The organism is Nocardioides maradonensis, assembly GCF_054777115.1.
This window is the reverse complement of record NZ_BAAHAZ010000004.1, coordinates 182,145-208,955: the sequence shown is the minus strand read 5'-3', so window position 1 is coordinate 208,955 and position 26,811 is coordinate 182,145. Positions and strand designations below refer to the sequence as shown.

Here is a 26,811-nt window from a genome sequence, read left to right as displayed (position 1 = left end):
TCGTCTCAGGCGGTGTCCAGCGCCTTGCGGATCCGCACGTCGCTGACCGGTCCGGCGGTGCCGATCTGCTGGGCCCACAGCGAGATCCGGTACTCCTCCAGCATCCACCGCACCGCGCGCAGGCCCGGACCGGGAGGGCGTCCGTCGGCCAGCGCCTCGACCCGGTGCAGGTAGGCGTCCTGGAGCGGCCCGATCCGCTCCATCGCCTCGCGGTCCTTGTGCACGTTCGCGGCGGACTCGGCGAGCTTGGCGCGGCGGGTCCGCATCGCGTGCAGGTATGCCGGGTAGCGGGCCAGCTGCGCGCTCCCGGCCTCGCCGATGAAGCCCGCGTGGACGAGCCGGCCGAGCTGGGCCTGCAGGTCGGTGAGCGCCGGCAGCAGCGCCATCTCGACCCGTCCGCTGAGCGCCTTGTCGGTCTCGCGCCACGAGTCGAGGACCCGCAGCACGGTGCCCGTGACGAGCTCACGGACGCGGTCGGCGGCGTCGCGGCGCAGCGCGGCCAGCAGGTCGGCGTACTCCTGCTGGGTGCGGGGCCCCTGCTCCCCGACCGCGTCGAGCACGACCGCACGCAGGCAGTCGGCGAGCAGCGCGTCGACGTTCGGGTACGGCGACCCCGCCAGCCCGAGCTTGTCCCCCATCGACAGGCTGTCGACGATCCCTTTGACCGGCGCCGTGCCGAGGGCGAGGAGCAGCAGCCGGGCGACGCCGTACCGGTGCCGTGCGGTGGCCTCGGCGGCCGAGCCGAAGACCTGCAGACCGACGGTGCTGCCCTCGTCGACGAGCGCGGGGTGCGCCTCGACCTCGTGACCGGCGCGCTTCTCCTCGACGACCGCGGGGAGGTCGCCGAAGACCCATTCCGTCTCCCCCGTGCGCGCGAGGCCGGTGTCGGTGGCGACCTCGGCCATCGCCTTCGCGAAGTCCCCGCTCAACGGCGCCTTGAGCGCGTCCAGGTCCTTGCCGCGCGACCGCTCCCGGCCGCGCTCGTCGACGACCCGGAAGGTCGGGCGCAGGTGCGGCGGCAGGTGGGCGAGGTCCCAGGTCCCGGGCGGGACGTGGACGCCGCGGGTGCCGCGCATGAAGCGCTCCAGGGCGGGGAGGAGAGGCTCGTCCCCGGCCGGGACGGCGGCCAGGAACTCGCGTGCGGTGTTCGGCGCCGGGACGCACTGCACCCGGATCGCCTTGGGCAGGCCGCGGATCAGCTCGGTGACGAGCTCCTCGCGCAGGCCCGGGACGTTCCAGGAGAAGTCGTCGTCGTCGACCCGGTTCAGGGTCGCGAGCGGGATGTCGATGAGCACGCCGTCGTCGGCCGCGCCGGGCTCGAAGTGGTAGCGGACCTCGAAGTCGTGCGACTGGCTGACCCAGCGGTCGGGGAAGTCCTGCGCGCTCACCTCACCGGCGCTGTCGCGGACCAGCATGGCGGGGTCGAAGGTCAGCAGGTCCGGGTGGGATCGGCGCTCCTGCTTCCACCACTGGTCGAAGTGGGCGCCGCTCACCACGGTCTCCGGGATGCGCGCGTCGTAGAAGTCGAACAGGGTGTGCTCGTCGACGACCAGGTCGCGGCGGCGCGCCTTGTGCTCGAGCTCCTCGGCCTCCTTGAGCAGCTGCCGGTTCTGGGTGAAGAACCGGTGCCGGGTCGCCCACTCGCCGTACACGAGCGCGTGCCGGATGAAGAGCTCGCGCGCGAGCGGCGGGTCCACCTTGCCGTAGTTGACGAGGCGGTCAGCGGCCAACGGTACGCCGTACAGGGTGACCCGCTCGCGCGCCATCACCGCCTGCCGCTTCTGCGACCAGTGCGGCTCGGAGTAGCTGCGCTTGACCAGGTGCGCCCCGATCCGCTCGGCCCACTCCGGCTTGATCTCCGCGTTCTGCCGGGCCCACAGCCGCCCGGTCTCGACGAGCTCGGCGCTCATCACGTACGCCGGGTTCTTCCGCGCCAGCCCGCTGCCCGGGAAGATCGCGAACTTCGCGCCGCGGGCGCCCAGGTACTCCCGGGGGCCCGGGCGCCGCTTGTCGCGGGCCTTGCCGGGTGTCGGCTTCTCCCGCTCCTCGAGCAGGCCGACGTGAGACAGCAGCCCGGACAGCAGCGCCTGGTGGATCCCGTCCGCGTCGTACTCGGCCGATGTCGTTGGTTGAGTAGCCCGCGAGGAACGAGCGGGCGCATCGAAACCAACGCCCATCTCCTTCGCGATCCGCCGCAGCTGGCTCTCCAGCTCCTGCCACTCCCGGATCCGCAGGTAGTTGAGGAACTCCCGCTTGCACATCCGCCGGAACGCGCTCGAGGACAGCTCGCGCTGCTGCTCGCGGATGTAGCGCCACAGGTTCAGCCACGTGAGGAAGTCCGAGCCCTCGGCCTTGAACCGCGCGTGGGACTGGTCGGCCTGCGCCTGCTGCTCCGCGGGCCGCTCGCGCGGGTCCTGCAGCGACAGCGCGGCCACGATGACGATGACGTCGCGCACGCAGCCGAGCCGCTCGGCCTCGAGCAGCATCCGGCCGAGCCGCGGGTCGATGGGCAGCCGCGCCAGCCGTCGCCCGAGCCGGGTCAGCCGGTCGTCCCGGAGTGCACCGAGCTCGTCGAGCAGCTGCTGGCCGGCCTGGATGTTGCGCCGGTCCGGCGGCTCGACGAACGGGAAGCGCGCGATGTCGCCGAGACCGAGCGAGGTCATCTGCAGGATGACCGAGGCGAGGTTGGTGCGCAGGATCTCGGGGTCGGTGAACTCGGGGCGCGCGTCGAAGTCGTCCTCGGCGTACAGCCGGATCGCGATGCCCTCCGCGACGCGACCGCAGCGACCGGAGCGCTGGTTGGCCGAGGCCTGGCTGATCGGCTCGATCGGCAGGCGCTGCACCTTCGTGCGCGCGGAGTAGCGGGAGATGCGGGCGAGCCCGGTGTCGACGACGTACCGGATGCCGGGGACGGTCAGCGAGGTCTCGGCGACGTTGGTGGCGAGCACGACGCGACGGCGGGACCCCGACGGGCTGAACACGCGGTGCTGCTCGGCCGCGGAGAGCCGCGAGTAGAGCGGGAGCACCTCGATCCGGTCGCCGAGGGAGGCCAGCTCGTCGGCGGTGTCGCGGATCTCCCGCTCTCCCGGCAGGAAGACCAGGATGTCCCCGGGGCCTTCGGCCGAGAGCTCCTTCACGGCCGCGACGATCGCCTCGGTCGGATCGCGGGTGACCAGCTCGTCGTCGTCGTCGCGCACCTCGGTCAGCGGCCGGTAGCGGATCTCGACCGGGTAGGTCCGCCCCGACACCTCGATCACCGGCGCGTCGCCGAAGTGCTCGGAGAAGCGCTGGGTGTCGATGGTGGCGGAGGTGATGACGAGCTTGAGGTCCGGCCGCTGGGGCAGCAGCTGCTTGAGGTAACCGAGCAGGAAGTCGATGTTGAGCGACCGTTCGTGCGCCTCGTCGATGATGATCGTGTCGTAGCGGCGCAGCAGCCGGTCGCGCTGCAGCTCGGCGAGCAGGATGCCGTCGGTCATCAGCTTGAGCCGGCCCGCCGCCGACGTACGGTCGGTGAACCGGACCTGGTAGCCGACGAGGTCCCCGATCTCGGTGCCGAGCTCGGAGGCGATCCGCTCCGCCACCGACCGGGCCGCGATCCGACGGGGCTGGGTGTGCCCGATCAGCTTCCCTTCCGTGCCGCGCCCCAGCTCGAGGCAGATCTTCGGCAGCTGCGTGGTCTTGCCCGACCCGGTCTCGCCCGCGATCACCACGACCTGGTGGTCCCGGATGGCGGCCGCGATGTCGTCACGACGCGCGCTGACCGGCAGCTCGGGCGGGTAGGAGATCTTCACAACCCGCCCATTCTCCCCATCAGCGTCGTACCTGGCGAAATGGTTGTCGTTCCGGCGAATTCGCGACCGATTCGCCAGGTGCGACGGGCTTCAGACCCCGTACCCGCCGTCGACGTCGAGCTTCTGGCCCGAGATGAACCCGGCCCGCGGCGAGGCGAGGAAGCAGACGGCCTCCGCGATGTCGACGGCGCTGCCGAACCGACGCAGCGGGATGTTGCCGCGGGTCACGTCGAGTGCGTCGGGCGACAGCTCGCCGGAGTCGATCAGTCGCTCGGCCATGCCGTCGGTGAGCATGCCCGGGCCCACCGCGTTGACGCGTACGCCGAAGCGTCCCTCCTCCGCCGCCAACGCGCGCACCATCGCCTCGACGGCGGCCTTGGGCGCCGACGAGAGCCCGTCGCGGATCGGGAAGCGTGCCGTGGCCGCCGTCGTCACGGCCACCAGGGAGCCCTGGCTGCGCCGCAGGTGCGGCACCGAGGCCGCCGCCACGGCGAAGAACCCGGCCGCGTCGGCCGCGAGCTGCTCGGCCATCGTCGTGGCGGCCACGCGCGACAGGTGCACCATCGGCACGTGCGGGCCGGCGGCGTGCACGACCGTGTGCAGCCCGCCCAGCCGCTCCCCGGCCGCGTCCACGACTGCCCCGACAGAGGAGACGTCGGAGAGGTCCAGGCGGTACGACGCCTCCCCCACCGCCACCTCGTGGTTCCGGTACGTGATGGCGACGCGCGCTCCGCGCTCCTGCAGCATCTCCGCGATCGCGCGGCCGAGACCGCCGGAGCCGCCGATCACCAGCGCGCCACCGGACCGTCCGGCGAAGTCGGTCGGCTCGGTCACTTCGCGGTGATCTCGATCGTATGCCACCCGGTCGCCCCGTTGGGTGCCTCGGCGGTGACGACACCGGTCTGCACGGCACCGCCGCGGTCGACCGCGCGCACCCTGATCTCGTGCTTGCCGGGGGTCAGCCCGGTGGCCAGCCGCCACTGCACCCAGGTGTCCAGGCTCGGGACGGTGCCGAGCGTGGCCCGCGTCCAGGTGCCGCCGTCGACCGACACCTCGACCGCGGAGATACCGGTCTCCTGGTGCCACGCGACGCCACCCAGCACGGTCTCCCCGGCAGGGAGCTTCGCCCCGGCGGTGGGTACGTCGATCCGGGACGCGATCTTGACCGGTCCCATCTCCGACCAGCCCTTGTCGATCCAGTAACCGGTGATCCGGTCGAACTGCGTCACCTCGAGGTCGACGACCCACTTGCACGCCGACACGTAGCCGTAGAGCCCCGGCACGATCGTGCGCACCGGGAACCCGTGCTCGATCGGCAGCGCCTCACCGTTCATGGCGACGGCGAGCAGCGCGTTGCGCTGGTCGGTGAGGGCAGCCAACGGCGTACCGCACGTCCAGCCGTCCTCCGAGGTCTGCAGCACCGCATCGGCACCGGCCAGCGGCTTCGCCTCGGCGAGCAGGCCGGACAGCTTCACCCCGCTCCACCAGGCGTTGCCGATCAGGTCGCCGCCGACGCTGTTGGACACGCAGTTGAGCGTCATCCAGTCCTCGGTGAGCCTGCGCGCGACGAGCTGGTCGTAGGTCAGCGTGATCTCGTTCTCGACCATGCCGTGGATCCGGAGCCGCCACTGGTGGGGCTCGATGGCCGGCTTGATGTAGGCGGTGTCGATCAAGTAGAAGTCGTCGGCCGGCGTCATCCACGCGCTGATGCCCGGTACGTCGAGGCGCGCGCCGTCCGGCACCCGCGGCTGGGTGACGCCCTCCAGGCGCAGCAGCCGTCGGCTCTCCTCGACCTTGCGCCGGGCGCCGCCGGCGACCCGCCCGAGCACGCCGGCCACGGCCGTGGCCGCTGCCATGCCACCGATGCCCATGAAGAACGCCCGCCGGGTGTGCGACGGCTCCGGCTCGCCCGGCAACGTGTCCGCCTCGACGACCTCCCAGCGGCGCAGCCACAGCGCGGCCATCGAGAACCCGAGCGCCCAGGTGATCGCGCCGACGGCGATCGGCAGCACGTTGACGACGCTCGCGTCGTGCTCGCGCATGACCGCGACCAGGCCGATGGCGCCGACGACCGTGAAGCCGAGGGCCGCGACCCACCAGCGCCGTCGCGCGGCCGCGCCGAGGCGCGCGAAGACCAGCGCCAGGACGACGAGCATCCCGACGATGAGCAGCTTCTTGTCGTTCGTGCCGAAGTGCTGGATCACCCACTCGGCCAGGGAGCCGGGCGTCAGCGCGGTCACCCAGTCGGCGACCGCGACCGGCGGCGAGGCCCGCACGCGCAGCAACGAGGCGGCCAGGTAGCTCAGGGCGAGGCCGAGCAACCCGACGACCGCACCTGCGACCGGCCACCACCGACGAGACCTCTGCACAAGGCGATTGTGGCTCAGGCATGATCGGGACGTGACCGCAACACCTCTTACAGTCGGATTACGGGTGGGCATCGGCACGGACGTGCACCGCCTGGTCCCGCGCTCCGAGGGCGACCCGACCCTCGCGCTCGCGGGCCTCACCTGGCCCGACGAGGACGTCCGGCTGGAGGGTCACTCCGACGCCGACGTGGCGGCGCACGCCGCCTGCGACGCGCTCCTGTCCGCGTGCGGCCTGGGCGACCTCGGCAGCAACTTCGGTACGTCGGACCCCGCCTGGGCCGGCGCCTCCGGTGCCGCCCTGCTCGGCGAGACGGTACGACGCGTCCGCGCCGCCGGCTTCTCCATCGGCAACGTCGCGATCCAGGTGATCGGCAACCGGCCCCGGCTCGGTCCCCGCCGCGACGAGGCCACCGCCGCCCTGACCGCGGTCGTCGGCGCGCCGGTGAGCATCTCGGCCACGACCACCGACGGCCTCGGCCTCACCGGCCGCGGGGAGGGCGTCGCCGCGATCGCGACCGCCCTCGTGGTGGCCCCGTGAGCGTCGTACCTGACCAACGCGTTGGAATTGCGGCGAATTCCCAACGCGTTGGTCAGGTACGACGGTCCGCAGCCGTCGCCGTGCTGGCCGCCGGCTCCGGCAGCCGGGTCGGCGCCGAGGTCAACAAGATCCTGCTGCCGCTGCGGGACCGGCCGATCCTGGCCTGGTCGGTGCAGGCCGCGCTCGACGCGAGCGAGGTGGGCGTGGTCGTCGTGGTCCACCGGGCCGGCGAGGGGCAGGCGGTCGCCGACGCGCTGACGCCGCACCTGGGTGACCGGGAGGTGCTCCTGGTGGAGGGCGGCGCGACCCGGCACGCCTCCGAGCAGGCGGCCCTCGCCGTCCTCGCGGCCCGGGTGCGCGACGGGTCCGTCGACGTCGTCGCGATCCACGACGGCGCGCGACCGCTCGCCTCGCCAGCGCTCTTCGACGAGGTCATCCGCACCGCACGGGCGCACGGAGGTGCGGTCCCGACCGTCGACCTGCCGGGGCTGGCCCCGCGCGATGCCGGGGCGCCGATCCCGACCGGCCTGGTCGGCGTACAGACACCGCAGGCGTTCCGGGCCGCTCCCCTCCTCGATGCCTACCGGCAGGCGTCCGGCGAGGGCTCCGAGGGCACCGACACCGCCGCGACCGTCGAGCGGTACGCCGACGTCGTGATCCGTGCGGTGCCGGTCGGTCCGGCCAACCTGAAGGTGACCTACGCCGAGGACCTCAGCGCAGCGGAGCGTCTGCTGGGGCCGTGAGTGCCTGGAGGACCCGGATGTCCTCAGCGGACGCCACGCGACGCGCCGCGGCCGGCGCCTCGAGCAGCTCCACCCGCTCCGGGTAGCGCGCGCGCAGCAGGGCCAGCAACGCCACCAGGTCCGACGGGATCGGCTGAGCAGCAAGCTCGGCGAGCACGTCCGGCGGCAGCACCACCGGGCTGCACACGGCGACGAGCCCGTCGCGGTCGACCGTGTCGCCGAGGACGCCGTCGGCGACCCGCTTGACGGTGTCGGTGACCGGTCGGATGCCGACCACGACCGCGTCGGCATCGATACTTCGGTCCACGCAGGCGGCCAGGAACGACGGCGGCGTCATGGGGCACAGCGGGTCGTGCAGGACGAGCGGCTCCTCGCGCTCGGCGACGACGGACAGCGGCAGCGTGCTGTCGACGAGGTCGATGCCGGCCTCGCCCGCCGACCAGGCCGCGGCGGCCACCAACGACTCGCCGTGGATCAGCTGAAATGGCAACGTCCCGCGGTCGGCGTCGAGGATGACACCGGAGGCCGCGGGACGTTGCTCGTCGTACAGGCTCAACTCAGGACGCGAGGACCTCGTCGAGGATGATCTCGGCCTTGTCCTCGTTGGTGTTCTCGCACAGGGCCAGCTCGGAGACGAGGATCTGGCGTGCCTTGGCCAGCATCCGCTTCTCGCCGGCCGACAACCCGCGGTCACGCTCGCGGCGCCACAGGTCGCGCACGACCTCGGCCACCTTCATGACGTCGCCGCTGTGCAGCTTCTCCAGGTTGGCCTTGTAGCGGCGCGACCAGTTCGTCGGCTCCTCGACGTGCTCGGCGCGCAGGACACCGAACACACGGTCGAGACCGTCCTTGTCGACCACGTCACGGACCCCGACCAGGTCGAGGTTGTCCGCGGGCACCCGCACAACGAGATCCTGCTGCGCGACAATCCGCAGGACGAGGTACTGACGCTCCACCCCCTTGATCGTCCGCATCTCGATGTTCTCGATGACGGCTGCCCCGTGATTCGGGTACACAACCGTTTCGCCGACGGTGAAAGTCATATGAAAGATTCCCCTTCCTAGGCCTCCATCCTACCACGTCTCAGGAGACGCTCAGGCGGCGTTTTCGCAGGTCAGGGCACCTGTCCGGATCTTGACAGAACGCGTTGCATGTGTATCTCAGATCACAGACGCCGGATCGCCGCTTCCGCGTGTCGCGCGGGAGGCCGCGCAGACGCGCCGCTGCACGCCACACGGCGACCAGGACGCGGATCCTCGCTCCCGGTGGTCAATACTGCTGCGCATGGCGATTCTGCGGCGCAAGGGACGGGGCCGCTCCGCCGGGGAGGACACGACCCCGGTCGACGAGGAGCTCGACACCGGCCCCATCGACGACTCCGAGGACCCCGGCGACACCGACGTCACCGTCGAGGACGGTGCCGAGGAGGTCGACGCGGAGGACGACGTCGAGGGGTATGCCGACGAGGAGCCCGAGGACGCCCTCGAGGACCAGGAGCTCGACGAGCCCGACGAGGGCGAGGACGAGCACGACGAGCCCGTCGACGACCTCGCCATCGACGACAACCCCGTCGTCGAGAGGCCGCACCGCGGCCTGCGGGGTTCGCTCGTCCTCTCCTTGACCCAGGCGGCCCACCTCAAGCAGGCCGTCGTGACGGCCCTGGTCGTCGGCGGCGTGGCCATGGCGTCGGGCCGCTCGGCGCGCGAGGTCGGGATCGTGATCCTGACCGTGCTCACCGGACAGGTGATCCTCGGCTGGCACAACGACCTCACCGACCGGCTGCGCGACCACCGCCTCGAGACGCCCGGCAAGCCGTTGGCGGACGGCCGGCTCGAGCCCGGCACGGTCTGGTACGCCATCGTGGTGGCCGCGCTCGTCCTGGTGCCGCTGGCCGTCACCACCGGCATCACCGCCGGCTGCCTCTACCTGGCCTCGGTCGCCGTCGGCATGCTCGGCAACGTCACCTTCCGCAAGGGGATCCTGTCCTGGTGGTCGTGGGCCGTCTCGTTCGGCCTGCTCCCCTACTACCTGTCCTACGGCGGGTGGGGCGGCAAGTTCGTCGGTACGCCGCCGGAGCCGGCCATCGTCGTGCTGGCCGCGCTGCTCGGCATCGGCATCCACTTCATGCGCTCGGTGTGGGGCCTGGTCGGCGACCACGAGGAGGGCTGGACCTACCTGCCGCTCAAGCTCGCGATGAAGGTCGGCGCGACCCGGCTGCTGGCGCTGTCGACGACGTACACCGTCGTCGTCGTCATCGCCATGGTCGTGGTCGGTGCCCAGGTGGGCCTGTCCCGTTGAGATCCCGCTAGAGTGTGGCCGCCCGTACCACCCGTGTGACCGGAGGCAAGAGCCGAATGCACCACCGCCGCCCGAAGGCAGTCGCCGCGCCCGTTCTCGGCCTGCTGCTCGCCGCGTCCCTGTCCGCCTGCGGGTTCCACTACCCGACCGACCGGGTCAACACGATCAGCGCCGGTGAGAACAACCGCACGAGCTCGGTCGACGCCCTCGGCATCCGGGTCCTGACGAGCGCGCCCGGCGAGGGTCGCCTGATCGGCGCGTTCTCCAACGAGAGCACCACCTCCGCGGCGACGGTCACGAAGGTCGAGGTCGGCGACGGCGCCACCACGGTCGCCCCGTTCAAGCCCATCAAGATGCTGGACGGCGGTGCGTACAACCTCAGCGCGCACGCCGACAACCCGATCACCTTCACCGGCGACTTCGAGCCGGGCCAGGTGCTGATGGGCGTGCAGATCACCTTCACGCGCGAGGGCCAGTCCGACACCATCTCGCTCAACGTGCCGGTCGTGAAGAACTGCCACCAGTACACCGCGGTGCCGACGCCGAGCGCGCCCGCCACCGGCAAGGCCGGCGGCAAGGCCAGCGCCAGCCCGACCGTCGACACCTCGGCGTACAGCTGCACCGACCCGTCCCCGTCCGAGGCGCCGGCCGAATGACCTTCACGCTCGTCCTGCTCCGCCACGGCGAGAGCGAGTGGAACGCGAAGAACCTGTTCACCGGCTGGGTGGACGTCGCGCTGACCGAGCAGGGCCGCTCCGAGGCGGTCCGCGGTGGTGAGCAGCTGTTGTCCTCCGGCGTGCTGCCGGACGTGGTGCACACCTCGCTGCTGCGCCGCGCGATCAACACCTCGGCGCTCGCGCTCGACGCCGCCGACCGGCACTGGATCCCGGTCCGGCGCAGCTGGCGGCTCAACGAGCGCCACTACGGCGCTCTGCAGGGCAAGGACAAGAAGCAGACCCTCGACGAGTACGGCGAGGAGCAGTTCATGCTCTGGCGCCGGTCGTTCGACGTACCTCCGCCGGTGCTGGCCGACGACGACCAGTGGTCCCAGGTCGGCGACGCGCGCTACGCGGACCTCACCGACGCCGAGATGCCCCGCACCGAGTGCCTCAAGGACGTCATCGACCGGCTGCTCCCCTACTGGGAGGCCGGCATCGTCCCGGACCTGCGCGCCGGCAAGACCGTCCTCGTGGCCGCCCACGGCAACAGCCTGCGGGCCATCGTGAAGCACCTCGACCAGATCAGCGACGCCGACATCGCGGGGCTCAACATCCCGACCGGCCAGCCGCTGGTCTACGAGCTGGACGAGGACACCCTCGCCCCGACCGTGCCCGGTGGCCGGTACCTCGACCCGGAGGCCGCCGCCGCCGCTGCCGCCGCGGTCGCCAACCAGGGCCGCTGACCCACCTCGCCGAGACCTGGGTTTGTCACCGTCGAGATCTGGAACTGTTCCGGATCTCGGGGGTGACAAACCCGGGTCTCGTCGTCTCAGGCTTCGGGCTTGTGCCCCGTCACGACGTAGACCACCCGGTTCGCGATCGAGACGGCGTGGTCGGCGATGCGCTCGTAGTACCGCCCCAGCAGGGCGAGGTCGACGGCCGCCTCGACGCCGTGCGCCCAGTCGTCGCCGAGCATCTCGGTGAAGCTCTTGCGGCGCAGGTGGTCCATCTCCTCGTCGTCGCGGCCGAGCGCGATGGCGGCCTCGACGTCGCGGGTGGCGATGATGTCGCCGACCCGCCTGACCATGTCCTCGGCGACCTCGGCCATCCGGTCCATCGTCGGGCGCACGTCCGCCGGCACCGCGAGGTCGGGCACCCGGAGGCGGGCGATCTTGGCGACGTGGACGGAGAGGTCACCCATCCGCTCCAGCTCGCTGACCATCCGCAGCGCGGCCACGACCAGGCGCAGGTCGCCGGCGACCGGCGCCTGCAGGGAGAGGAGCTCGAAGGACTCCTCCTCGATCCGCTCGCGCATGGCGTCGATGTCGGCGTCCCCGCTGATCACGCGCTCGGCGATGGCGGAGTCACCGGTCGTCAGGGCCGCCGTCGCGTCACGGACCGCCGCCTCGACCTTGCGGCACATCGCGGCCAGGTCGGCGAAGGTGGCATCGAGCTCGTCAACGAACGCTTCACGCATGGTCACCAAGCCTAGGGGCCCCAGGTGACCGATTCCGCGACCGCGGTGAACGCAGGGTGAACATCGGATACGTCGGGTTCCGCGATTCGCAGACGGGCGGAGAATGCGCCGTACCATCGAGGCGTGGGTACGACGACGCAGGCCGCCCTGGCCGCGCTCCTCGGCGCACTCGTCGCCGGAAGCGCCATGCTCGCCTGGCACCTGAGTGATCGCCAGCAGCGTCGCTACCTCCCTCCCGCCGCGCCACAGGTCCCCGCGGGCGTCGCGGACGTGCTGTCCGTCCTGCGCAGCAGCGCGGTCGTGGTCGACGAGTCCGACGAGGTCGTGAAGGCGTCGGCGCCGGCGTACGCCATGGGGCTGGTGAGCGGGACCCACCTGCAGTTCGGCGAGCTGGCCGACCTGATCCGCGACGTACGCCGGGACGGCCTGATCCGCGAGACCGAGCTGATCGTGCCGCGGGCCAAAGGCCCGGACCGGCACGTGACCGCCCGCGTCGCGCCGCTCGGCACCCGCCTGGTGCTGGCACTGATCGAGGACCGCACCCGGGAGCGCCAGGTCGAGGCGGTACGCCGTGACTTCGTGGCGAACGTGAGCCACGAGCTGAAGACGCCCGTCGGCGCGATCCAGCTGCTCGCCGCCGCCGTGCAGGACGCCGCGGACGACCCCGAGGCCGTGTCCCGGTTCGCGAACCGGATGCACAACGAGAGCGACCGGTTGACCCGCCTGGTGCAGCAGATCATCGAGCTGTCCCGGCTGCAGGGCGACGAGCCGCTGGACTCACCGCTGCCGGTCTCGATCGACGAGGTCATCGCCTCGGCCGTCGACACCAGCTCCACCAACGCCGCCGCGAAGCAGATCACCCTGCTCGCCGAGGGCGAGGAGGGCCTGAAGGTCCTCGGCAGCGAGAAGCTGGTCGCCGCGGCCGTCTCCAACCTGGTGGCCAACGCGGTCGCCTACTCCGACCCCAACTCCCGCGTCCTGGTGACCCGCAAGGCCACCGACGACGGTGTCGAGATCTCCGTGATCGACCAGGGCATCGGGATCCCCGAGGCCGAGGTCGACCGGATCTTCGAGCGGTTCTACCGCGTCGACCCCGCCCGTCACCGATCCACCGGTGGCACCGGCCTCGGACTGTCCATCGTCAAACACGTCGCCGCCACCCACGGTGGGGACGTGCGCGTCTGGTCCTCGGAAGGGCACGGGTCGACGTTCACCCTGACCCTTCCCCAGCACGCGCGCCCCGAAGAGCAGGAGGATCGATCGTGACCCGAGTACTCGTCGTCGAGGATGAGGAGAGCTACAGCGAGGCGCTGTCCTACCTGTTGCGGAAGGAGGGCTTCGAGGTCGCCGTGGCTGCCGACGGCAACACCGCGCTCACCGAGTTCGACCGCAACGGTGCCGACATCGTGCTGCTCGACCTGATGCTCCCCGGCATCCCCGGCACCGAGGTGTGCCGCACGATCCGGCAGTCCTCCAGCGTGCCGGTGATCATGGTGTCGGCGAAGGACGACGAGGTCGACAAGGTGGTCGGGCTCGAGCTCGGCGCCGACGACTACGTCACCAAGCCGTACTCCCCGCGCGAGCTGGTCGCCCGGATCCGCGCGGTGCTGCGCCGCGGCCAAGACCCCGAGCTGCTCCCGGACACCCTCGAGGCCGGCCCGGTCCGGATGGACGTCGAGCGTCACGTCGTCACCGTCGACGGCTCCGAGCAGCGGCTGCCGCTCAAGGAGTTCGAGCTGCTGGAGATGTTCCTGCGCAACCCCGGCCGGGTGCTCACCCGCGGCCAGCTCATCGACCGCGTCTGGGGCTCGGACTACGTGGGCGACACCAAGACCCTCGACGTCCACGTCAAGCGGCTTCGGGCCAAGCTCGAGCCGGAGCCGTCGGAGCCGCGCTACCTGATCACCGTGCGAGGGCTGGGCTACAAGCTCGACGTGTGAGCCTGCGAGCACGGCGAGCGCGCTCCGAGCGCGGTCGGCTGCGAGGAACGAGCAGACGGCCGAGGAGCGAGGATGTCGAGTACGCGCGCTCCTGCGAGCAGGAGCGACCGCGTCTATCGAGACCTCGTGTGAGCCTGCGAGCGCGGCCGGATGTCGCGCAGCGATGTCCGAAATCCGCGCGACCGGGGTCGGTACGACGCCCTAGCGTTGACCTGTGAGCAACCCCCGGTCGACCGCACTCCCCCTCGCCGCGGTGAGCACGACGCTGGTGCTGTGGGCATCCGCGTTCGTGGGGATCCGGCACCTCGGCGGCACCGTCCCGCCGGGCGCGCTGTCGCTCGGCCGGCTCGTCGTCATGGTGCTCGCGCTCGGCGCCCTGCTCGTGCGGCGCGGGGCCGTCCAGGTGCCGACGCGCGGCGAGTGGCCGCTCGTCCTCGCCGGCGGGCTCGGCTGGTTCTCGATCTACAACCTCACCCTCAACGCCTCGGAGCGACGCATCGACGCCGGCACCGCCGCGCTCGTGGTCCAGGTCGGGCCGATCCTGGTCGCGCTGCTCGCCACCGTGTTCCTCGGCGAGCGACTGACCCGCTGGAGCGTCCTGGGCATGGCGATCGGCTTCGGCGGTGTCGCCGTCATCGCCGACGCGTCCGGGCTCGACGCGAACGACCTGACCGGTGTCGCGCTGGCGCTCGTTGCCGCGGCGGGCTTCGCGGTCGGCGTGCTCACCCAGAAGCGGCTGCTCACCCGGATGCACGCGCTGGACGTGACGTTCTGGTTCACCGTGGTCGGCGCCGCCGGCTGCCTGCCGTGGGCCGGCCAGCTCGCGCACGTGACCACGACCGCCACCACGAGCGACCTCGCGTGGATCGGCTACCTCGGGATCTTCCCGTCGGCGGTCGGGTTCGTGCTGTGGGCCTACGCGCTCTCGCACGCCGACGCCGGCCGGTTCAGCCAGTCGACGTTCCTGGTGCCGTTCCTGACCGCGCTGATGGCGTGGGTGCTCCTCGACGAGGTGCCGCCGGCGCTCGCGTTCGTGGGTGGGGCGATGTGCATCGGCGGGGTGCTGATCAGCCGCCGCCGGACCGCCGAGAAGACCGCAGAGAAGATCACCGAGAAAACCGTTGCTGCCGATGTCGAGGACGCGATTGCGGCTCCGTCCCAGGGCTGAAGGCGGCAGGATGGCCGTCTCGGACCTGAGGAGATGACCATGAAGTACCTGCTGCTCAAGCACTACCGCCAGGCGCACGACATCGCGGCGGAGCCGCTGGTGCCGATGGACCAGTGGACGCCGGAGGAGATCGAGGCGCACATCGCGTTCATGGGCAAGGTCGCCGACGACCTGCGCGAGCGCGGCGAGTTCGTCGACGCGCAGGCGGTCGCGCCCACCGGCACCTTCGTCCGGTACGACGGCGACGGCCGCCCGCCCGTCACCGACGGCCCGTTCCTGGAGACCAAGGAGCTGGTCGCGGGCTGGATGGTGATCGACGTCGACTCCGAGGAGCGCGCGCACGAGGCAGCGGCGTACCTCTCCTCGGCGCCGGGGCCCGGCGGCCGGCCGATCCAGGAGTGGATCGAGGTCCGTCCGTTCATGTCGGACACCCCCGGCTCCACCGAGTGCCCGCACTGATGGACGAGCTCCTGCGCGACCTCGGGCCGCAGGTGCTGGGCGTCCTGGTCCGTCGCGGGGGTGACTTCGCGATGGCCGAGGACGCCGTGCAGGAGGCCCTGCTCGAGGCGGTACGCCGGTGGCCCGACCAGCAGCCCGACGACCCGAAGGCGTGGCTGGTCACGGTCGCCCAGCGCAAGCTCATCGACGCGCAGCGCTCGGAGGCCGCCCGGCGTCGACGCGAGCTCAACGACCACCTGGAGCCGGAGCAGGGTCCGACCGAGCAGACCGACGACACGCTGCTCCTGCTCAGCCGATGCTGCCACCCGGCGCTGACTCCGGCCTCCGCGATCGCCCTGACCCTGCGCGCCGTCGGCGGTCTGACGACCGCCCAGATCGCACAGGCGTTCCTCGTCCCGGAGGCGACGATGGCGCAGCGGATCTCCCGCGCCAAGCGGACCATCAGCGGCGAGCGCTTCGACCAGCCGGGCGCCGTCGATGCGGTCCTCAAGGTGCTCTACCTGGTCTTCAACGAGGGGTTCACCGGCGAGGTCGACCTCGCCGAGGAGGCCATCCGCCTGACCCGTCAATTGACAGCCGCCACGGACGACCCCGAGGTCGACGGGCTGCTCGCCCTGATGCTGCTGCACCACGCGCGGCGCCCCGCCCGCTCCACCGCCACGGGAGCCCTCGTCCCGCTCCCCCGCCAGGACCGCACGCTCTGGGACACCGCTCTGATCGCGGAGGGCGTCGAGATCCTCCAGCGGGCCCTGCACCGCGACCGCCTCGGCCCCTACCAGGTACAGGCCGCGATCGCAGCCCTGCACGACGACGCCCCGAGCCACGACGAGACCGACTGGCCCCAGGTCCTCGAGTGGTACGACGAGCTGGTGCGGCTCGACGGCAGCCCGGTCGTCGCCCTCAACCGGGTCGTGGCGCTCGCCGAGGTCGACGGTCCGCTCGTCGGCCTGCGCGCGCTCGCGGCGATCGGGGACGTGCCGCGGCGTGATGCGGTGGCGGCGTACCTCCACGAGGCGGCGGGTGACACGGCCGAGGCTGCTCGGCTCTACGCCCTCGCGGCGACGCGAACGACGATCGCCGCGGAGCGCGACCACCTGACCAAGGAGGCCGCCCGTCTCCACGCCACGACCGCAAACACCGGAAACGCTGGCGGAGCCGACTGACCTGCGGCACGATCCCGGCATGAGCCTCGACACCGCCACCAGCCTCTGCGAGGCGTTCCAGGAGACCGCCGCCGCCGGCGGTGACCGGGTCGCCCTGCGCACCCCGGGAGGCGCCGTCTCCCTCACCTGGCGGGAGTACGCCGAGCGGGTGCGCGCCCTCGCGGCCGGGCTCGCCGCGCACGGCGTCGGCCACGGCGACACGGTCGCGCTGATGATGCTCAACCGCCCCGAGGCGGTGCTCGTCGACTGCGCGGCGCTGCACCTCGGTGCGATCCCGTTCAGCGTCTACAACACCTCCTCGCCCGAGCAGCTGGCCCACCTGTTCGGCAACGCCGGCAACCGGATCGTCGTCACCCAGCAGTCGTTCCTGCCCACGATCCGCGCGTGCGGCATCCCGGTGGACACGGTCGTCAGCGTCGACGGCGGCGAGGACACGACCAGCCTGGAGGAGCTGGAGGCGGCCGGTGACCCCGCCTTCGACTTCGAGGCCTCGTGGCGGGCGGTCGGGCCCGACGACGTGCTGACGCTCATCTACACCTCCGGCACCACCGGTCCGCCGAAGGGCGTCGAGCTGACCCACGGCAGCATGCTGGCGCAGCTGCGCGGCACCCAGCAGGTCATCGAGGTGACGAGCGAGGACCGCGGGACGTCGTACCTCCCCTTCGCGCACGTCGCCGACCGCTGGGCCACCTACTACGGGTCCCTGGTCACCGGCTGCCAGACGACCTTCGTCGACAGCCCGCAGAACATCATCGCGAGCCTCGGCGACGCCAAGCCGACGGTGTGGGGCGGGGTCCCGCGGATCTGGGAGAAGCTGAAGGCCGGCCTCGAGGCCAAGGGCATCACCGACCCGAGCGCGCTCGACGCGGAGACCCGCGCGGCCGTGCTGGCGCTGCTCGGGCTCGACGAGGTGCACTGGTCGGTCTCCGGGGCGGCCCCGGTGGCGAAGGAGGTGCTGCAGTACTTCTCCGACCTCGGCCTGCCGATCTGCGAGCTGTGGGGCATGTCGGAGATCTCCTGCTGCGGCTCCATCAACCCGCCGCACGACAACCGGCTCGGCACGGTCGGCCCGGCCATCCCGGGCACCGAGGTCAGGCTGGCCGAGGACGGCGAGCTGCTGTTCCGCGGCCCGACGCTGATGCGCGGCTACCGCAACCAGCCGGACAAGACCGCCGAGGCGATCGACGCCGACGGCTGGCTGCACACCGGCGACATCGCGACCATCGACGAGGACGGCTACATCACGATCGTCGACCGCAAGAAGGAGCTGATCATCAACGCGGCCGGCAAGAACATGTCGCCCGCCAACATCGAGCAGGTCGTCAAGGCGGCCCACCCGCTGATCGGCCAGGCCGTGGTGATCGGCGACCGGCGCCCGTACAACGTGGCGCTGCTGGTGATCGACCCCGACGTACGGACGGCGTACGCCGAGCAGGCCGGCCTCGACGCCGCTCCGGACGCCTTCGCCCGCGACCCCTTGGTCCGCAAGGTGATCGAGGAGGCGATCGACCAGGCCAACGCGCGGCTGTCACGCGTGGAACAGATCAAGAGGTTCACGATCCTGCCGACCGACTGGCTGCCCGGCGGCGAGGAGCTCACGCCGACCATGAAGCTCAAGCGGCGTCCCATCGACGCGAAGTACGCCGAGGAGATCGAGGCCCTCTACTCGGAGTGATCGTCCTCGAGCCAGCCGCGGAAGGCCTCGAGGTTCGCGGTCGACTCGCCGCGCAGCTTGCGCCACTCCCACTCCTTGCGGATGGAGGACTCGAAGCCGAGCTCGAGGATGGCGTTGAACGACTCGTCGGCGTAGGTGAGGACCGAGCCGAGCAGGCGGTCGAGGTCCTCGGGGTTGACCGCGGAGAGCGGCAGCCGGGCATCGAGGTAGATGTCACCGAGGGCGTCCAGGGCGAAGGCCACGCCGAACATCTTCAGGTTGCGCTCCAGCAGCCAGCGGTAGACCCGCTCGAACTCCTCGTCGGGCCTGCGGCAGACGAACGCGTGGATGCCGAGCGCGTGCGGACCGATGTCGACGCGCACCGGCGTCTGCAGCTTGCGCTCGCCCGGCAGCGAGAACGAGAACTGACCCTCGGCCGTCTCCTCGAACTCGATCCCCGCGGCGGTGAGGTGCTCGCGCACGACCTCCGCCGGCTCGACCGTCCCGCTCACGCCACGACCTCCGCCCGCATCAGCCGCCCGGCGCGTCCGTAGACGTCCAGGGTCTGCCGGGCGGTCTCCTCCCAGGTGAACTGCTCGGCCTGCACCAGCGCCCCGGCCGCGAGCCGGTCGCGCAGCGCGGCGTCGCCCACGACGCGCTCCAGCCCGTACGACCAGGCCAGGGGGTCGTGGGTGTCGAGCAGCAGCCCGCTGTGCTCGCCGCGCACGACCGTGGTCAGCCCGCCCACCGCGGCCGCGACCACGGGGACGCCGCAGGCCTGGGCCTCGGCGGCGACCAACCCGAACGACTCGTTGTACGACGGGACGGCGACCGTCGTGGCGGCGGCGTACCACCCCGCGAGGTCGGCCTGCGAGACCGGCGGGACGAAGCGCACCAGGTCGGTGATGCCGAGGCGGGCCGCGAGGTCGGCGAGGTCGGCCGGGCGGTCGAGCCCGCTGCCCGAGGGGCCGCCGACGACCGGGACGACGAGCCGCGACCGGAGGTCCGGGCGTCGATCGACCAGCTCACCGACGGCACGCAGCAGCACGTCGGGGGCCTTGAGCGGCTGGATGCGGCCGGCGAACATCACGACGAGCGCGTCCTCGGCGATGCCGCGCGCGTCCCGTGCCGCGCGTTGCGACTGCGGGCGGAAGACCATCGTGTCGACGCCAGGGTGCACGACCTCGACCCGGCCGGGATCCGCGTCGTACAGGTTGATCAGCTGCTTGGCCTCGAGGTCGGTGTTCGCGATGAGCACGTCGGCCGCCTCGACGACCTGCTCCTCACCGATCACCCGGGACTCGGGCTCCGGGGTGTCGCCGAGCGCGAGCGCGGCGTTCTTCACCTTCGCCATCGTGTGCATCGAGTGCACCAGCGGCACGCCCCAGCGGTCGCGCGCGAGGGCGCCGACCTGGCCGGAGAGCCAGTAGTGGGAGTGCACGACGTCGTAGTGGCCGAGCGGGTGCGCGGCCTCGGAGCGCAGGACCTCGCGCGCGAAGGTGCACAGCTGGCCGGGGAGCTCGGTCTTGGTGAGGCCCTCGAACGGCCCGGCGTGCACGTGGTGCACCGTGACGCCCGGCTCCATGGCCACGACCGGCGCCAGCGAGGAGCGCGTGGCGCGGGTGAAGATGTCGACCTCGATGCCGCTGCGGGCGAGCCGGCGGGCGACCTCGACGACGTACACGTTCATGCCGCCGGCGTCACCGGTGCCGGGCTGGTCGAGGGGGGACGTGTGCAGGCTGATCATCGCCACACGGCGGATCTCGACAGGCCCGCCCGGAGCGAGCGTGTCTCCGGCGCCATCGACGCGAACCACAGAACCGCTCGGAACTACAGACCGGATGCCGTCGACGCCGCCTCCCACCACGCTGCCGCTCATGCACACCTCCTCGACGGTCAGGGCTCACCCAGAGCGCTCAACCACCGGTACCCGGATCGCATTCCCAGGGTGCCAGACTCTGGACATGAGCAGAGGAGCGGCTGTCGTCACGGGGGCGTCGAGCGGGATCGGGGCGGCCACGGCCCGCCGCCTCGCGACCGAGGGGTACGACGTGATCTGCGCGGCCCGTCGTACCGACCGGATCGAGGCGCTGGCCGCGGAGATCGGCGGCCGGGCGGTCGCCTGCGACGTGACCGACGAGGCCGACGTGGCGCGCCTCGCCGAGGCGGTCGGTCCGCGCCTGAACGTGCTCGTCAACAACGCCGGCGGCGCCTTCGGGCTCTCGCCCGTCGCCGAGGCCGACGCCGACGAGTGGCGGCGGATGTACGAGGTGAACGTCGTGGGCCTGATGCGCGTCACGCGCGCGCTGCTCCCCGCCCTGATCGCGTCGGGCGACGGCCTGATCCTCAACATCGGATCCACCGCCGGCCGCGGGGTCTACGAGGGAGGCGCCGGCTACACGGCCGCCAAGCACGGCACCAAGGCGGTCACCCAGACGCTGCGCCTGGAGCTGTTCGACCAGCCCGTCCGGGTCAGCGAGGTGGCGCCGGGGATGGTGCACACCGAGGAGTTCGCGCTGGTGCGCTTCGGTGGCGACCAGGCCCGGGCCGACGCCGTCTACCAGGGGGTCGCCGAACCGCTGGTGGCCGAGGACATCGCCGACGCGGTCGCCTGGATCGCCACCCGCCCCGCGCACGTCAACATCGACGAGCTCGTGATCAAGCCCCGCGCCCAGGCGGCCCAGCACAAGGTGCACCGCGTCTGAACCTGGCCAGCCGGCCGCGCAGGAGCGCGCGGGCTCGGCGTACCAACGCGGTCGGTACGCCGGTCCAGGCCGTCCGTGCCCGCACCGGCAGCGCGGTGTGGGCCGGCAGCACCAGCGCCATCGCCACGTAGGCCAGATCGCCCCGCCCGGCGCTCAGCGCCCGGTTGTCGGCGAGTGAGCGCAGCGAGCCGGCGCCCCCACCCAGGTCCCGACGTACGTCGGCGAGCTGGCGCCGCCGCGCCCGCTCGAGCAGCTGCGGAGGGACCCCGTCGAGGCGGGTGAGCACCTCGGCCGGCACCGTCGCGGGCAGACCCACCGTCGCGCGGGCGACCGCGAGGTAGCCCAGCGCCAGCGGGGGAAGCGGGCCCTCGAGGACCTGCGGGTCGCGCGCGAGCCGGCGCAGGTCGACCAGGGTCCGCAGCCAGGTCGCGCCCTCGCGGTGCGCGGCGAGGTGGCGCAGGGCGTCGGCGGGAGCCAGTGTCGGGACCCGGCCCACGCCGAGGTCGATCTCGACCCGGCGCTGCCAGAACGCCTCGAACCCCGGATGCGTGCCCGGTGTCACCTCGAGCCGCCAGTGCAGGTCGACGTCGGCGGCGGTGCCCACGTAGGCGAGCGCGTTGCCCCACCGGATCAGGTGGCGCCAGGCCCACAGGCCGGGCTCGACCGGTCCGGTCTCGGGGACGTGCCAGCCCTGCTCGTGGAGCACCCGGTGCGCCGCCACCGTGGAGGCCGGGCTGACGAACAGGTCGATGTCGCCCGCGCCGCGCGCGTCGGTGCGGCCGGTCGTGACCACCGCCAGCGGCAGCCCCTTGATCACGAGCACGTCGAGGCCCGCCTCGGTCAGCGCCCGCCACGCCCGCACCGTCTCCATGGCCTGCACGACGAGCCGCGGTCGTGCGTAGTCGTGCGCGGCCCGCAGCTGCTCGACCACCTCGTCGGGGAGGCCGAGCGCAGCCCCGTGGGGCAGGAGCAGGTCGCCGACCCGGTGCCGTCGCACAGCGTCGAGGAGGGGCGCGGGAGCCACGCCTGCCAGGTCGACCGGCGCCCCGGGAGCACCCTCCTCGACCGCCAGTGCCTGGCGCACGAGGCGGCTCAGCACGGAGAAGGCGGCGGGGTCGAGGGCCACCGCGCGAGCGTGGCACAGCGTCGCGCCGAAAAGGCAAAGTTCTGAATAGGCAAAGTTTTGCCGCTTTGGAACACCGCGGTCACATCGCAGGCGCATGCTTCCTGGGACAGCGTGGCGAGGTCCGGGACCGCCGTAACCACGACAGAGGAGCTCCCTTTGACGAAGCCCACCTACGAAGCGCCCGTCCTCGAGAACCTGAGCCTGAAGGCCACCCACGACGTCGGAGTCGGCGTGGGCGTGAGCGCAGGCGTGACCCTCGGCCTCGGCAGCTGACGCTCCGAGCCCGCGTCGCACCGGCGGCCGCGTGGGCGCTGCTCGCGTTCACGCGGCTGCTGGTCAGCCTGGCGCCGTTCAGCCTGGTACGCCGGCTGCTGGGCGACACCTCCTCGCGCGGCGAGCTCCCCGCCGCCACTCCGTCCGTGATCGACGCCCGCGCCCGCGGACGAGCGGTCGGCGTCGCCCGCGCCATCGGCAGCGCCGCCGCCCACACCCCGTGGCGCTCGGACTGCTACCCGCAGGCGCTCACCGCGCGCATCCTCCTGCGCGCGCTGCGGGTGCCGCACACGGTCGTGTTCGGCGTACGACGTGACGCCGCGGGCGAGCTGCGGGCCCATGCCTGGGTCACGGTCGGCGACCTCACCGTGACCGGCGGCTCGCCGGAGACCTGGACCGGGGTCGCCAGCTTCGCGTGGGCCCCGTGATGGTCGGGTACACCGCCTACGGGCTGGTCCTGGACAGCGAGCTCGAGCTTCCCGACCTCGCCCCGGCCAACGCGGCCGATCCGGCCGCCCCCGCGGCCCCGGACCTCCGGGTGCGCCTCGGCCCCGTCGCACCGCCGTCCGCGGACGCGACGCTGCTCCCCCGCGGCCTCTGGGTCGACGGCGAGCGCGTCGGCATCGAGGTGCCCGAGGTGGGTCGCTACTCCTGCGAGGACGGCCGGCTGATCACCGTCCAGCCCGAGCCCGGGGCCACCGACGACGCCCTGCGCCTCTTCCTGCTCGGCTCCGCACTCGGCATCGCGCTCGCCCAGCGCGGGCACCTGGTCCTGCACGGGAACGCGTTCCGGGTCGGCGACGGCTGTGCGGTCGTGCTGGGTCACTCCGGCGCCGGCAAGTCGACCCTCGCCGCGGAGGTGCACCGGCGCGGCCACGCCGTGCTGAGCGACGACGGCGTACCGATCGACGCCGATGGCAACGCGATCCCCGGCTGGCCGCGGATCAAGCTCTGGCAGGACGCCCTGGACCGGCTCGGTCGCGCCTCGACCGACCTGGCGCGGGTCGCCCCGGCCCACGAGAAGTTCCACGTGCCGATCGAGCGCGAGGTGCTCGCGCCGCTGCCGGTGCGCTGGATCTACCTGCTCGACCGGTACGACGGCCCGCTCCGGCTCACCCCGATCACCGGTGCCGAGGTCTTCGCCTGCCTGCACGAGCACGGCTACCGCAACGAGGTGCTGGTCGGCGCGCTGCGGCGTACCCACTTCGCGCGGAGCGCGGCCCTCGCCGCCCGCGCCCGGTTCGTCCGCGTCGAGCGTCCGCGTGGCGTGGACTCGGTCGTCGCGTCGGCCGACGCGATCCTGGCCGACGTCACCTCGGGTGCGCCCGGTCGTTGACCCGGCATGGAGGCGACCGACCAGCTGTGGGTCCGCGACCACGACCTGAACGCCGTCGAGATGGACGGCGAGATCGTGATGATGGGGCTCGAGCAGGGCGAGTACTACGCGATGCGCGGCGTGGCCGCCTCGGTCTGGCGCCACCTCGCCCGGCCCCGCTCGCTCGTTGAGCTGTGCGACCTGGTCGCCGAGGAGTACGACGTCACCGCCGAGGGCTGCCGCCCCGACGTCGCCGCCTTTCTCGGCCAGCTGCAGAACCGGCGGATGGTCCAGCCGAGTCGGCCCTTCTGACTCGACCTCGCGTCAGGCCAGCGCCCGGTCCAGCGCCGCCGCGACGTGCAGGCTCGTCGACGGGAAGACCGGCAGCTCGCTGTCGGCCTGCTTGACCAGGAGCTCCAGCTCCGAGCAACCCAGGATGACGCCGCCGGCGCCCGCGTCCCACAGCCCCTCGATCATGCCGACGACGGTGCGCCGCGAGGAGTCGAGGACCTTCCCGTGCACGAGCTCGTCGTAGATGATCCGGTTGAGCTCGTCGAAGTTCTTCTCGTCGGGGACGAGCACCTCGAGGCCGTGGCTGGCGATCCGGTCGGTGAAGAAGACCCGCGACATCGCGAACTTCGTGCCGAGCAGCCCCACCGACGTGGCGCCCTCCGCTGTGGCCGCCTCGGCGACGACGTCACCGAGGTGCAGCAGCGGGATCTGCACGGCGCTCTGCACCTGCTCGGCCACCCGGTGGAAGGTCGTGGTGCACATCAGCAGGAAGTCCGCGCCCGCCCGCTCGACCGACCGGGCGGCGTCGGACAGGATCGCCGCGACGGCGTCCCAGTCTTCGTTCTCCTGGAGCGCGGTGACCTCGGCGAACTCGACCGACGCCATCACCGTCTTCGCCGAGTGGAGACCACCCAGCCGCTGCTCCACGCCACGGTTGAGCAGCTCGTAGTAGGCCGCGCTGCTCTCCCAGGACATCCCGCCGATGAGCCCGATGGTCTGCATCGGCCCAGGATGCCACAGCCGAGGATCGAGGATGAGGGTGGAGCAGCCTCGCGCCGATAGGATCGTGGCCCGTGTCCAGCACTCGTCGTACCGATCTCCGCAACGTCGCCATCGTCGCCCACGTCGACCATGGCAAGACCACCCTCGTGGACGCCATGCTCCGCCAGGCCGGTGCCTTCACCGAGCACCAGGCCGAGAGCGTCGCCGAGCGCGTGATGGACTCCGGCGACCTCGAGCGCGAGAAGGGCATCACCATCCTCGCCAAGAACACCGCGGTGCACTACCGCGGTCCGTCGGCGCAGGAGCTGGCCAACGGCGACATGGTCATCAACATCATCGACACCCCCGGCCACGCCGACTTCGGTGGCGAGGTCGAGCGCGGCCTGTCGATGGTCGACGGCATCGTGCTGCTCGTCGACGCGTCCGAGGGCCCGCTCCCCCAGACCCGCTTCGTGCTCCGCAAGGCGCTCAACGCCGACATGCCGGTGATCCTGGTCGTCAACAAGACCGACCGCGGTGACGCGCGCATCGACGAGGTCGTCGACGAGACCTACGAGCTGTTCATGGACCTGCTCGACGACTCGCACAGCCAGGACGCGCTCGACTTCCCGGTCGTCTACGCCTCGGGCAAGGCGGGCATCGCCTCGCTGACCAAGCCGGCGAACGCCTCGCTGCCCGACGGCGACAACCTGGAGCCGCTGTTCCGCACGATCCTGGAGACCATCCCGGCGCCGGAGTACGACGAGGGCGCGCCCCTCCAGGCCCACGTCACCAACCTCGACGCCTCCCCCTTCCTGGGTCGCCTGGCGCTGCTGCGCATCAAGCAGGGAACCCTGAAGAAGGGCCAGAACGTCGCGTGGATCAACCGCGAGGGCGTCACCAAGACCGTCAAGATCACCGAGCTCCTCATCACCGAGGGCCTCGAGCGGAAGCCGGGTGAGTCCGCCGGCCCCGGTGACATCGTCGCCGTCGCCGGCATCCCGGACATCACCATCGGCGAGACGCTCGCCGACCCGGAGAACCCGGTGGCGCTGCCGCTCATCCACGTCGACGAGCCCGCCATCTCGATGACCATCGGCACCAACACCTCCCCGCTGGTCGGCAAGGGCGGCAAGGGCCACAAGGTCACCGCCCGCCTGGTCAAGGACCGCCTCGACTCCGAGCTGATCGGCAACGTGTCGCTGCGCGTCCTGCCGACCGAGCGTCCCGACGCCTGGGAGGTCCAGGGCCGCGGCGAGCTGGCGCTGGCGATCCTCGTCGAGCAGATGCGCCGCGAGGGCTACGAGCTCACCGTCGGCAAGCCGCAGGTGGTCCTCAAGGAGATCGACGGCAAGACCCACGAGCCGTTCGAGCGCCTGACCATCGACGCGCCCGAGGAGTTCCTCGGCACGATCACCGAGCTGCTCGCGAACCGCAAGGGCCGCATGGAGGGCATGACCAACCACGGCACCGGCTGGGTGCGGATGGAGTTCATCGTCCCGGCCCGCGGCCTGATCGGCTTCCGCACCGACTTCCTCACCGAGACCCGCGGCACGGGCATCGCGCACTCGATCTCGGAGGGCTACTTCCCGTGGGCCGGCGAGATCCGCTCACGCCAGTCGGGCTCGCTGGTGGCCGACCGCGCGGGTGCGGCGACGGCGTACGCGATGACCTCGCTGCAGGAGCGCGGCGTGCTCTTCGTCGAGCCCACCACCGAGGTGTACGAGGGCATGATCGTCGGCGAGAACTCCCGCGCCGACGACATGGACGTCAACATCACCAAGGAGAAGCAGCAGACCAACATCCGGTCCGCCACCTCCGACAACTTCGAGAAGCTCATCCCGCCGAAGAAGCTCAGCCTCGAGCAGTGCCTGGAGTTCTGCCGCGAGGACGAGTGCGTGGAGATCACCCCGGAGACGGTCCGGATCCGCAAGGTCGACCTCGACGCCAACACCCGGGCGAAGGCAGCGAGCCGAGCGCGTAAGGCGAGCAAGTAGCCCGCACGTAGCGAGGAACGAGCGGAGGGCGGGCTACTTGCTCGTCTTCTGCGAGGCGAAGCTGCCGCCCGAGCGAAGCGAGGGCAGGCGGCATCGCGGGCTCGGAAGGCTGCGAAGTAGCGCTCGCCGTACTCATCGAGAAG

General features: G+C 71.9%; 26 protein-coding genes. 16 read left to right on the top strand and 10 right to left on the bottom strand.

The annotated features are described in order from the left end of the window. Window positions 1-5: 5 nt before the first annotated feature. The 3 genes from hrpA to ACYVAQ_RS06220 form a co-directional block, all read right to left on the bottom strand. The gene (gene hrpA, locus ACYVAQ_RS06230) at window positions 6-3,791 is read right to left on the bottom strand and encodes an ATP-dependent RNA helicase HrpA (RefSeq protein WP_460787622.1); all 3,786 of its coding nucleotides are present in this window, start codon (window positions 3,789-3,791) and stop codon (window positions 6-8) included. Window positions 3,792-3,881: 90 nt separating this feature from the next. After that, window positions 3,882-4,625, bottom strand: a complete 744-nt coding sequence (locus ACYVAQ_RS06225) for an SDR family NAD(P)-dependent oxidoreductase (RefSeq protein WP_460787621.1) — start codon at window positions 4,623-4,625, stop codon at window positions 3,882-3,884. Then, window positions 4,622-6,160: a molybdopterin-dependent oxidoreductase gene (locus tag ACYVAQ_RS06220; RefSeq protein ID WP_460787620.1), complete on the bottom strand. Its 1,539-nt coding sequence runs from the start codon at window positions 6,158-6,160 to the stop codon at window positions 4,622-4,624. The genes ACYVAQ_RS06225 and ACYVAQ_RS06220 overlap by 4 nt, the downstream gene beginning before the upstream one ends. 64 nt (window positions 6,161-6,224) lie before the next feature. Between ACYVAQ_RS06220 and ispF the strand changes: the two genes are divergently transcribed. Then, the gene (gene ispF, locus ACYVAQ_RS06215; RefSeq protein WP_460787619.1) at window positions 6,225-6,698 is read left to right on the top strand and encodes a 2-C-methyl-D-erythritol 2,4-cyclodiphosphate synthase; all 474 of its coding nucleotides are present in this window, start codon (window positions 6,225-6,227) and stop codon (window positions 6,696-6,698) included. Between the two features lie 80 nt (window positions 6,699-6,778). Then, complete coding sequence (locus tag ACYVAQ_RS06210; RefSeq protein ID WP_460787618.1) at window positions 6,779-7,441, top strand: IspD/TarI family cytidylyltransferase; 663 nt, start codon at window positions 6,779-6,781, stop codon at window positions 7,439-7,441. On the opposite strand, the gene ACYVAQ_RS06205 is transcribed toward ACYVAQ_RS06210, so the two are convergent. Next, window positions 7,410-7,997 carry a 2-C-methyl-D-erythritol 4-phosphate cytidylyltransferase gene (locus ACYVAQ_RS06205; RefSeq protein WP_460787617.1) on the bottom strand — a complete coding sequence of 196 codons (588 nt, stop codon included), beginning with the start codon at window positions 7,995-7,997 and terminating at the stop codon, window positions 7,410-7,412. The two genes, ACYVAQ_RS06210 and ACYVAQ_RS06205, sit on opposite strands and share 32 nt — an antisense overlap. A gap of 1 nt (window position 7,998) precedes the next feature. Then, window positions 7,999-8,484, bottom strand: coding sequence for a CarD family transcriptional regulator (locus ACYVAQ_RS06200; RefSeq protein WP_460787616.1), 486 nt, complete (start codon window positions 8,482-8,484; stop codon window positions 7,999-8,001). 241 nt (window positions 8,485-8,725) lie between these two features. On the opposite strand from ACYVAQ_RS06200, the gene ACYVAQ_RS06195 reads away from it, so the two are divergent. From ACYVAQ_RS06195 to ACYVAQ_RS06185, 3 genes are read left to right on the top strand one after another with little or no spacing between them, the layout of a single operon-like run. Further along, complete coding sequence (locus tag ACYVAQ_RS06195) at window positions 8,726-9,739, top strand: UbiA family prenyltransferase (RefSeq protein WP_460787615.1); 1,014 nt, start codon at window positions 8,726-8,728, stop codon at window positions 9,737-9,739. A gap of 56 nt (window positions 9,740-9,795) precedes the next feature. Then, a complete protein-coding gene (locus tag ACYVAQ_RS06190; RefSeq protein WP_460787614.1) occupies window positions 9,796-10,395 on the top strand; it encodes a hypothetical protein in 600 nt (199 codons plus the stop codon). Then, complete coding sequence (locus tag ACYVAQ_RS06185) at window positions 10,392-11,141, top strand: phosphoglyceromutase (protein ID WP_460787613.1); 750 nt, start codon at window positions 10,392-10,394, stop codon at window positions 11,139-11,141. The genes ACYVAQ_RS06190 and ACYVAQ_RS06185 overlap by 4 nt, the downstream gene beginning before the upstream one ends. Window positions 11,142-11,227: 86 nt before the next feature. Here ACYVAQ_RS06185 and phoU read toward each other — a convergent pair whose 3' ends face one another. Beyond that, window positions 11,228-11,875 carry a phosphate signaling complex protein PhoU gene (gene phoU, locus ACYVAQ_RS06180; protein ID WP_460787612.1) on the bottom strand — a complete coding sequence of 216 codons (648 nt, stop codon included), beginning with the start codon at window positions 11,873-11,875 and terminating at the stop codon, window positions 11,228-11,230. 123 nt (window positions 11,876-11,998) lie between these two features. On the opposite strand from phoU, the gene ACYVAQ_RS06175 reads away from it, so the two are divergent. From ACYVAQ_RS06175 to ACYVAQ_RS06150, 6 genes are all read left to right on the top strand, one after another. Further along, window positions 11,999-13,141: a sensor histidine kinase gene (locus ACYVAQ_RS06175; protein ID WP_460787611.1), complete on the top strand. Its 1,143-nt coding sequence runs from the start codon at window positions 11,999-12,001 to the stop codon at window positions 13,139-13,141. Further along, complete coding sequence (locus ACYVAQ_RS06170) at window positions 13,138-13,815, top strand: response regulator (protein ID WP_460787610.1); 678 nt, start codon at window positions 13,138-13,140, stop codon at window positions 13,813-13,815. The genes ACYVAQ_RS06175 and ACYVAQ_RS06170 overlap by 4 nt, the downstream gene beginning before the upstream one ends. A gap of 214 nt (window positions 13,816-14,029) precedes the next feature. Further along, on the top strand, window positions 14,030-14,983 hold the full coding sequence (locus ACYVAQ_RS06165) for a DMT family transporter (RefSeq protein WP_460787609.1): 954 nt from the start codon (window positions 14,030-14,032) through the stop codon (window positions 14,981-14,983). A gap of 39 nt (window positions 14,984-15,022) precedes the next feature. Beyond that, a complete protein-coding gene (locus tag ACYVAQ_RS06160) occupies window positions 15,023-15,442 on the top strand; it encodes a YciI family protein (RefSeq protein WP_460787608.1) in 420 nt (139 codons plus the stop codon). Continuing rightward, entirely contained in the window at window positions 15,442-16,605 is a 1,164-nt protein-coding gene (locus ACYVAQ_RS06155) for an RNA polymerase sigma factor (RefSeq protein ID WP_460787725.1), read from the top strand. Before ACYVAQ_RS06160 ends, ACYVAQ_RS06155 begins: the two co-directional genes overlap by 1 nt. A 19-nt stretch (window positions 16,606-16,624) precedes the next feature. Then, window positions 16,625-18,280 carry an AMP-dependent synthetase/ligase gene (locus tag ACYVAQ_RS06150; protein WP_460787607.1) on the top strand — a complete coding sequence of 552 codons (1,656 nt, stop codon included), beginning with the start codon at window positions 16,625-16,627 and terminating at the stop codon, window positions 18,278-18,280. Here the strand turns inward: ACYVAQ_RS06150 and ACYVAQ_RS06145 are convergent. Further along, a complete protein-coding gene (locus tag ACYVAQ_RS06145) occupies window positions 18,268-18,771 on the bottom strand; it encodes a type III secretion system chaperone family protein (protein ID WP_460787606.1) in 504 nt (167 codons plus the stop codon). The genes ACYVAQ_RS06150 and ACYVAQ_RS06145 overlap by 13 nt on opposite strands. Then, window positions 18,768-20,006 carry a D-inositol-3-phosphate glycosyltransferase gene (gene mshA / locus ACYVAQ_RS06140; protein ID WP_460787605.1) on the bottom strand — a complete coding sequence of 413 codons (1,239 nt, stop codon included), beginning with the start codon at window positions 20,004-20,006 and terminating at the stop codon, window positions 18,768-18,770. The genes ACYVAQ_RS06145 and mshA overlap by 4 nt, the downstream gene beginning before the upstream one ends. Before the next feature lie 217 nt (window positions 20,007-20,223). Between mshA and ACYVAQ_RS06135 the strand changes: the two genes are divergently transcribed. Next, the gene (locus tag ACYVAQ_RS06135) at window positions 20,224-20,964 is read left to right on the top strand and encodes an SDR family NAD(P)-dependent oxidoreductase (RefSeq protein ID WP_460787604.1); all 741 of its coding nucleotides are present in this window, start codon (window positions 20,224-20,226) and stop codon (window positions 20,962-20,964) included. On the opposite strand, the gene ACYVAQ_RS06130 is transcribed toward ACYVAQ_RS06135, so the two are convergent. After that, window positions 20,918-22,090, bottom strand: a complete 1,173-nt coding sequence (locus ACYVAQ_RS06130; protein ID WP_460787603.1) for a nucleotidyltransferase family protein — start codon at window positions 22,088-22,090, stop codon at window positions 20,918-20,920. The genes ACYVAQ_RS06135 and ACYVAQ_RS06130 overlap by 47 nt on opposite strands. Window positions 22,091-22,359: 269 nt before the next feature. On the opposite strand from ACYVAQ_RS06130, the gene ACYVAQ_RS06125 reads away from it, so the two are divergent. Genes ACYVAQ_RS06125 through ACYVAQ_RS06115 form a run of 3 tightly spaced genes read left to right on the top strand, consistent with a single transcriptional unit; the run spans window position 22,360 to window position 23,990 of the window. Further along, window positions 22,360-22,791 (top strand): lasso peptide biosynthesis B2 protein, encoded by a 432-nt coding sequence (locus tag ACYVAQ_RS06125; RefSeq protein ID WP_460787724.1) that lies wholly within the window; start codon window positions 22,360-22,362, stop codon window positions 22,789-22,791. Beyond that, complete coding sequence (locus tag ACYVAQ_RS06120; RefSeq protein ID WP_460787602.1) at window positions 22,788-23,699, top strand: hypothetical protein; 912 nt, start codon at window positions 22,788-22,790, stop codon at window positions 23,697-23,699. Before ACYVAQ_RS06125 ends, ACYVAQ_RS06120 begins: the two co-directional genes overlap by 4 nt. A gap of 6 nt (window positions 23,700-23,705) precedes the next feature. Beyond that, window positions 23,706-23,990, top strand: coding sequence for a PqqD family protein (locus tag ACYVAQ_RS06115; RefSeq protein WP_460787601.1), 285 nt, complete (start codon window positions 23,706-23,708; stop codon window positions 23,988-23,990). 12 nt (window positions 23,991-24,002) lie between these two features. Here the strand turns inward: ACYVAQ_RS06115 and ACYVAQ_RS06110 are convergent, their stop codons facing one another. Beyond that, a complete protein-coding gene (locus tag ACYVAQ_RS06110) occupies window positions 24,003-24,692 on the bottom strand; it encodes an aspartate/glutamate racemase family protein (RefSeq protein ID WP_460787600.1) in 690 nt (229 codons plus the stop codon). 71 nt (window positions 24,693-24,763) lie between these two features. Between ACYVAQ_RS06110 and typA the strand changes: the two genes are divergently transcribed. After that, entirely contained in the window at window positions 24,764-26,668 is a 1,905-nt protein-coding gene (gene typA, locus ACYVAQ_RS06105) for a translational GTPase TypA (protein ID WP_460787599.1), read from the top strand. Window positions 26,669-26,811 lie beyond the last annotated feature (143 nt).

Coding starts and splice junctions, on each gene's coding strand:
- ACYVAQ_RS06200 (WP_460787616.1), bottom strand. CDS start 8,484: ATGACTTTCACCGTCGGCGAAACGGTTGTGTACCCGAATCACGGGGCA.
- ACYVAQ_RS06195 (WP_460787615.1), top strand. CDS start 8,726: ATGGCGATTCTGCGGCGCAAGGGACGGGGCCGCTCCGCCGGGGAGGAC.
- ACYVAQ_RS06190 (WP_460787614.1), top strand. CDS start 9,796: ATGCACCACCGCCGCCCGAAGGCAGTCGCCGCGCCCGTTCTCGGCCTG.
- ACYVAQ_RS06185 (WP_460787613.1), top strand. CDS start 10,392: ATGACCTTCACGCTCGTCCTGCTCCGCCACGGCGAGAGCGAGTGGAAC.
- phoU (WP_460787612.1), bottom strand. CDS start 11,875: ATGCGTGAAGCGTTCGTTGACGAGCTCGATGCCACCTTCGCCGACCTG.
- ACYVAQ_RS06160 (WP_460787608.1), top strand. CDS start 15,023: ATGAAGTACCTGCTGCTCAAGCACTACCGCCAGGCGCACGACATCGCG.
- ACYVAQ_RS06155 (WP_460787725.1), top strand. CDS start 15,442: ATGGACGAGCTCCTGCGCGACCTCGGGCCGCAGGTGCTGGGCGTCCTG.
- ACYVAQ_RS06150 (WP_460787607.1), top strand. CDS start 16,625: ATGAGCCTCGACACCGCCACCAGCCTCTGCGAGGCGTTCCAGGAGACC.
- mshA (WP_460787605.1), bottom strand. CDS start 20,006: ATGATCAGCCTGCACACGTCCCCCCTCGACCAGCCCGGCACCGGTGAC.
- ACYVAQ_RS06135 (WP_460787604.1), top strand. CDS start 20,224: ATGAGCAGAGGAGCGGCTGTCGTCACGGGGGCGTCGAGCGGGATCGGG.
- ACYVAQ_RS06115 (WP_460787601.1), top strand. CDS start 23,706: ATGGAGGCGACCGACCAGCTGTGGGTCCGCGACCACGACCTGAACGCC.
- ACYVAQ_RS06110 (WP_460787600.1), bottom strand. CDS start 24,692: ATGCAGACCATCGGGCTCATCGGCGGGATGTCCTGGGAGAGCAGCGCG.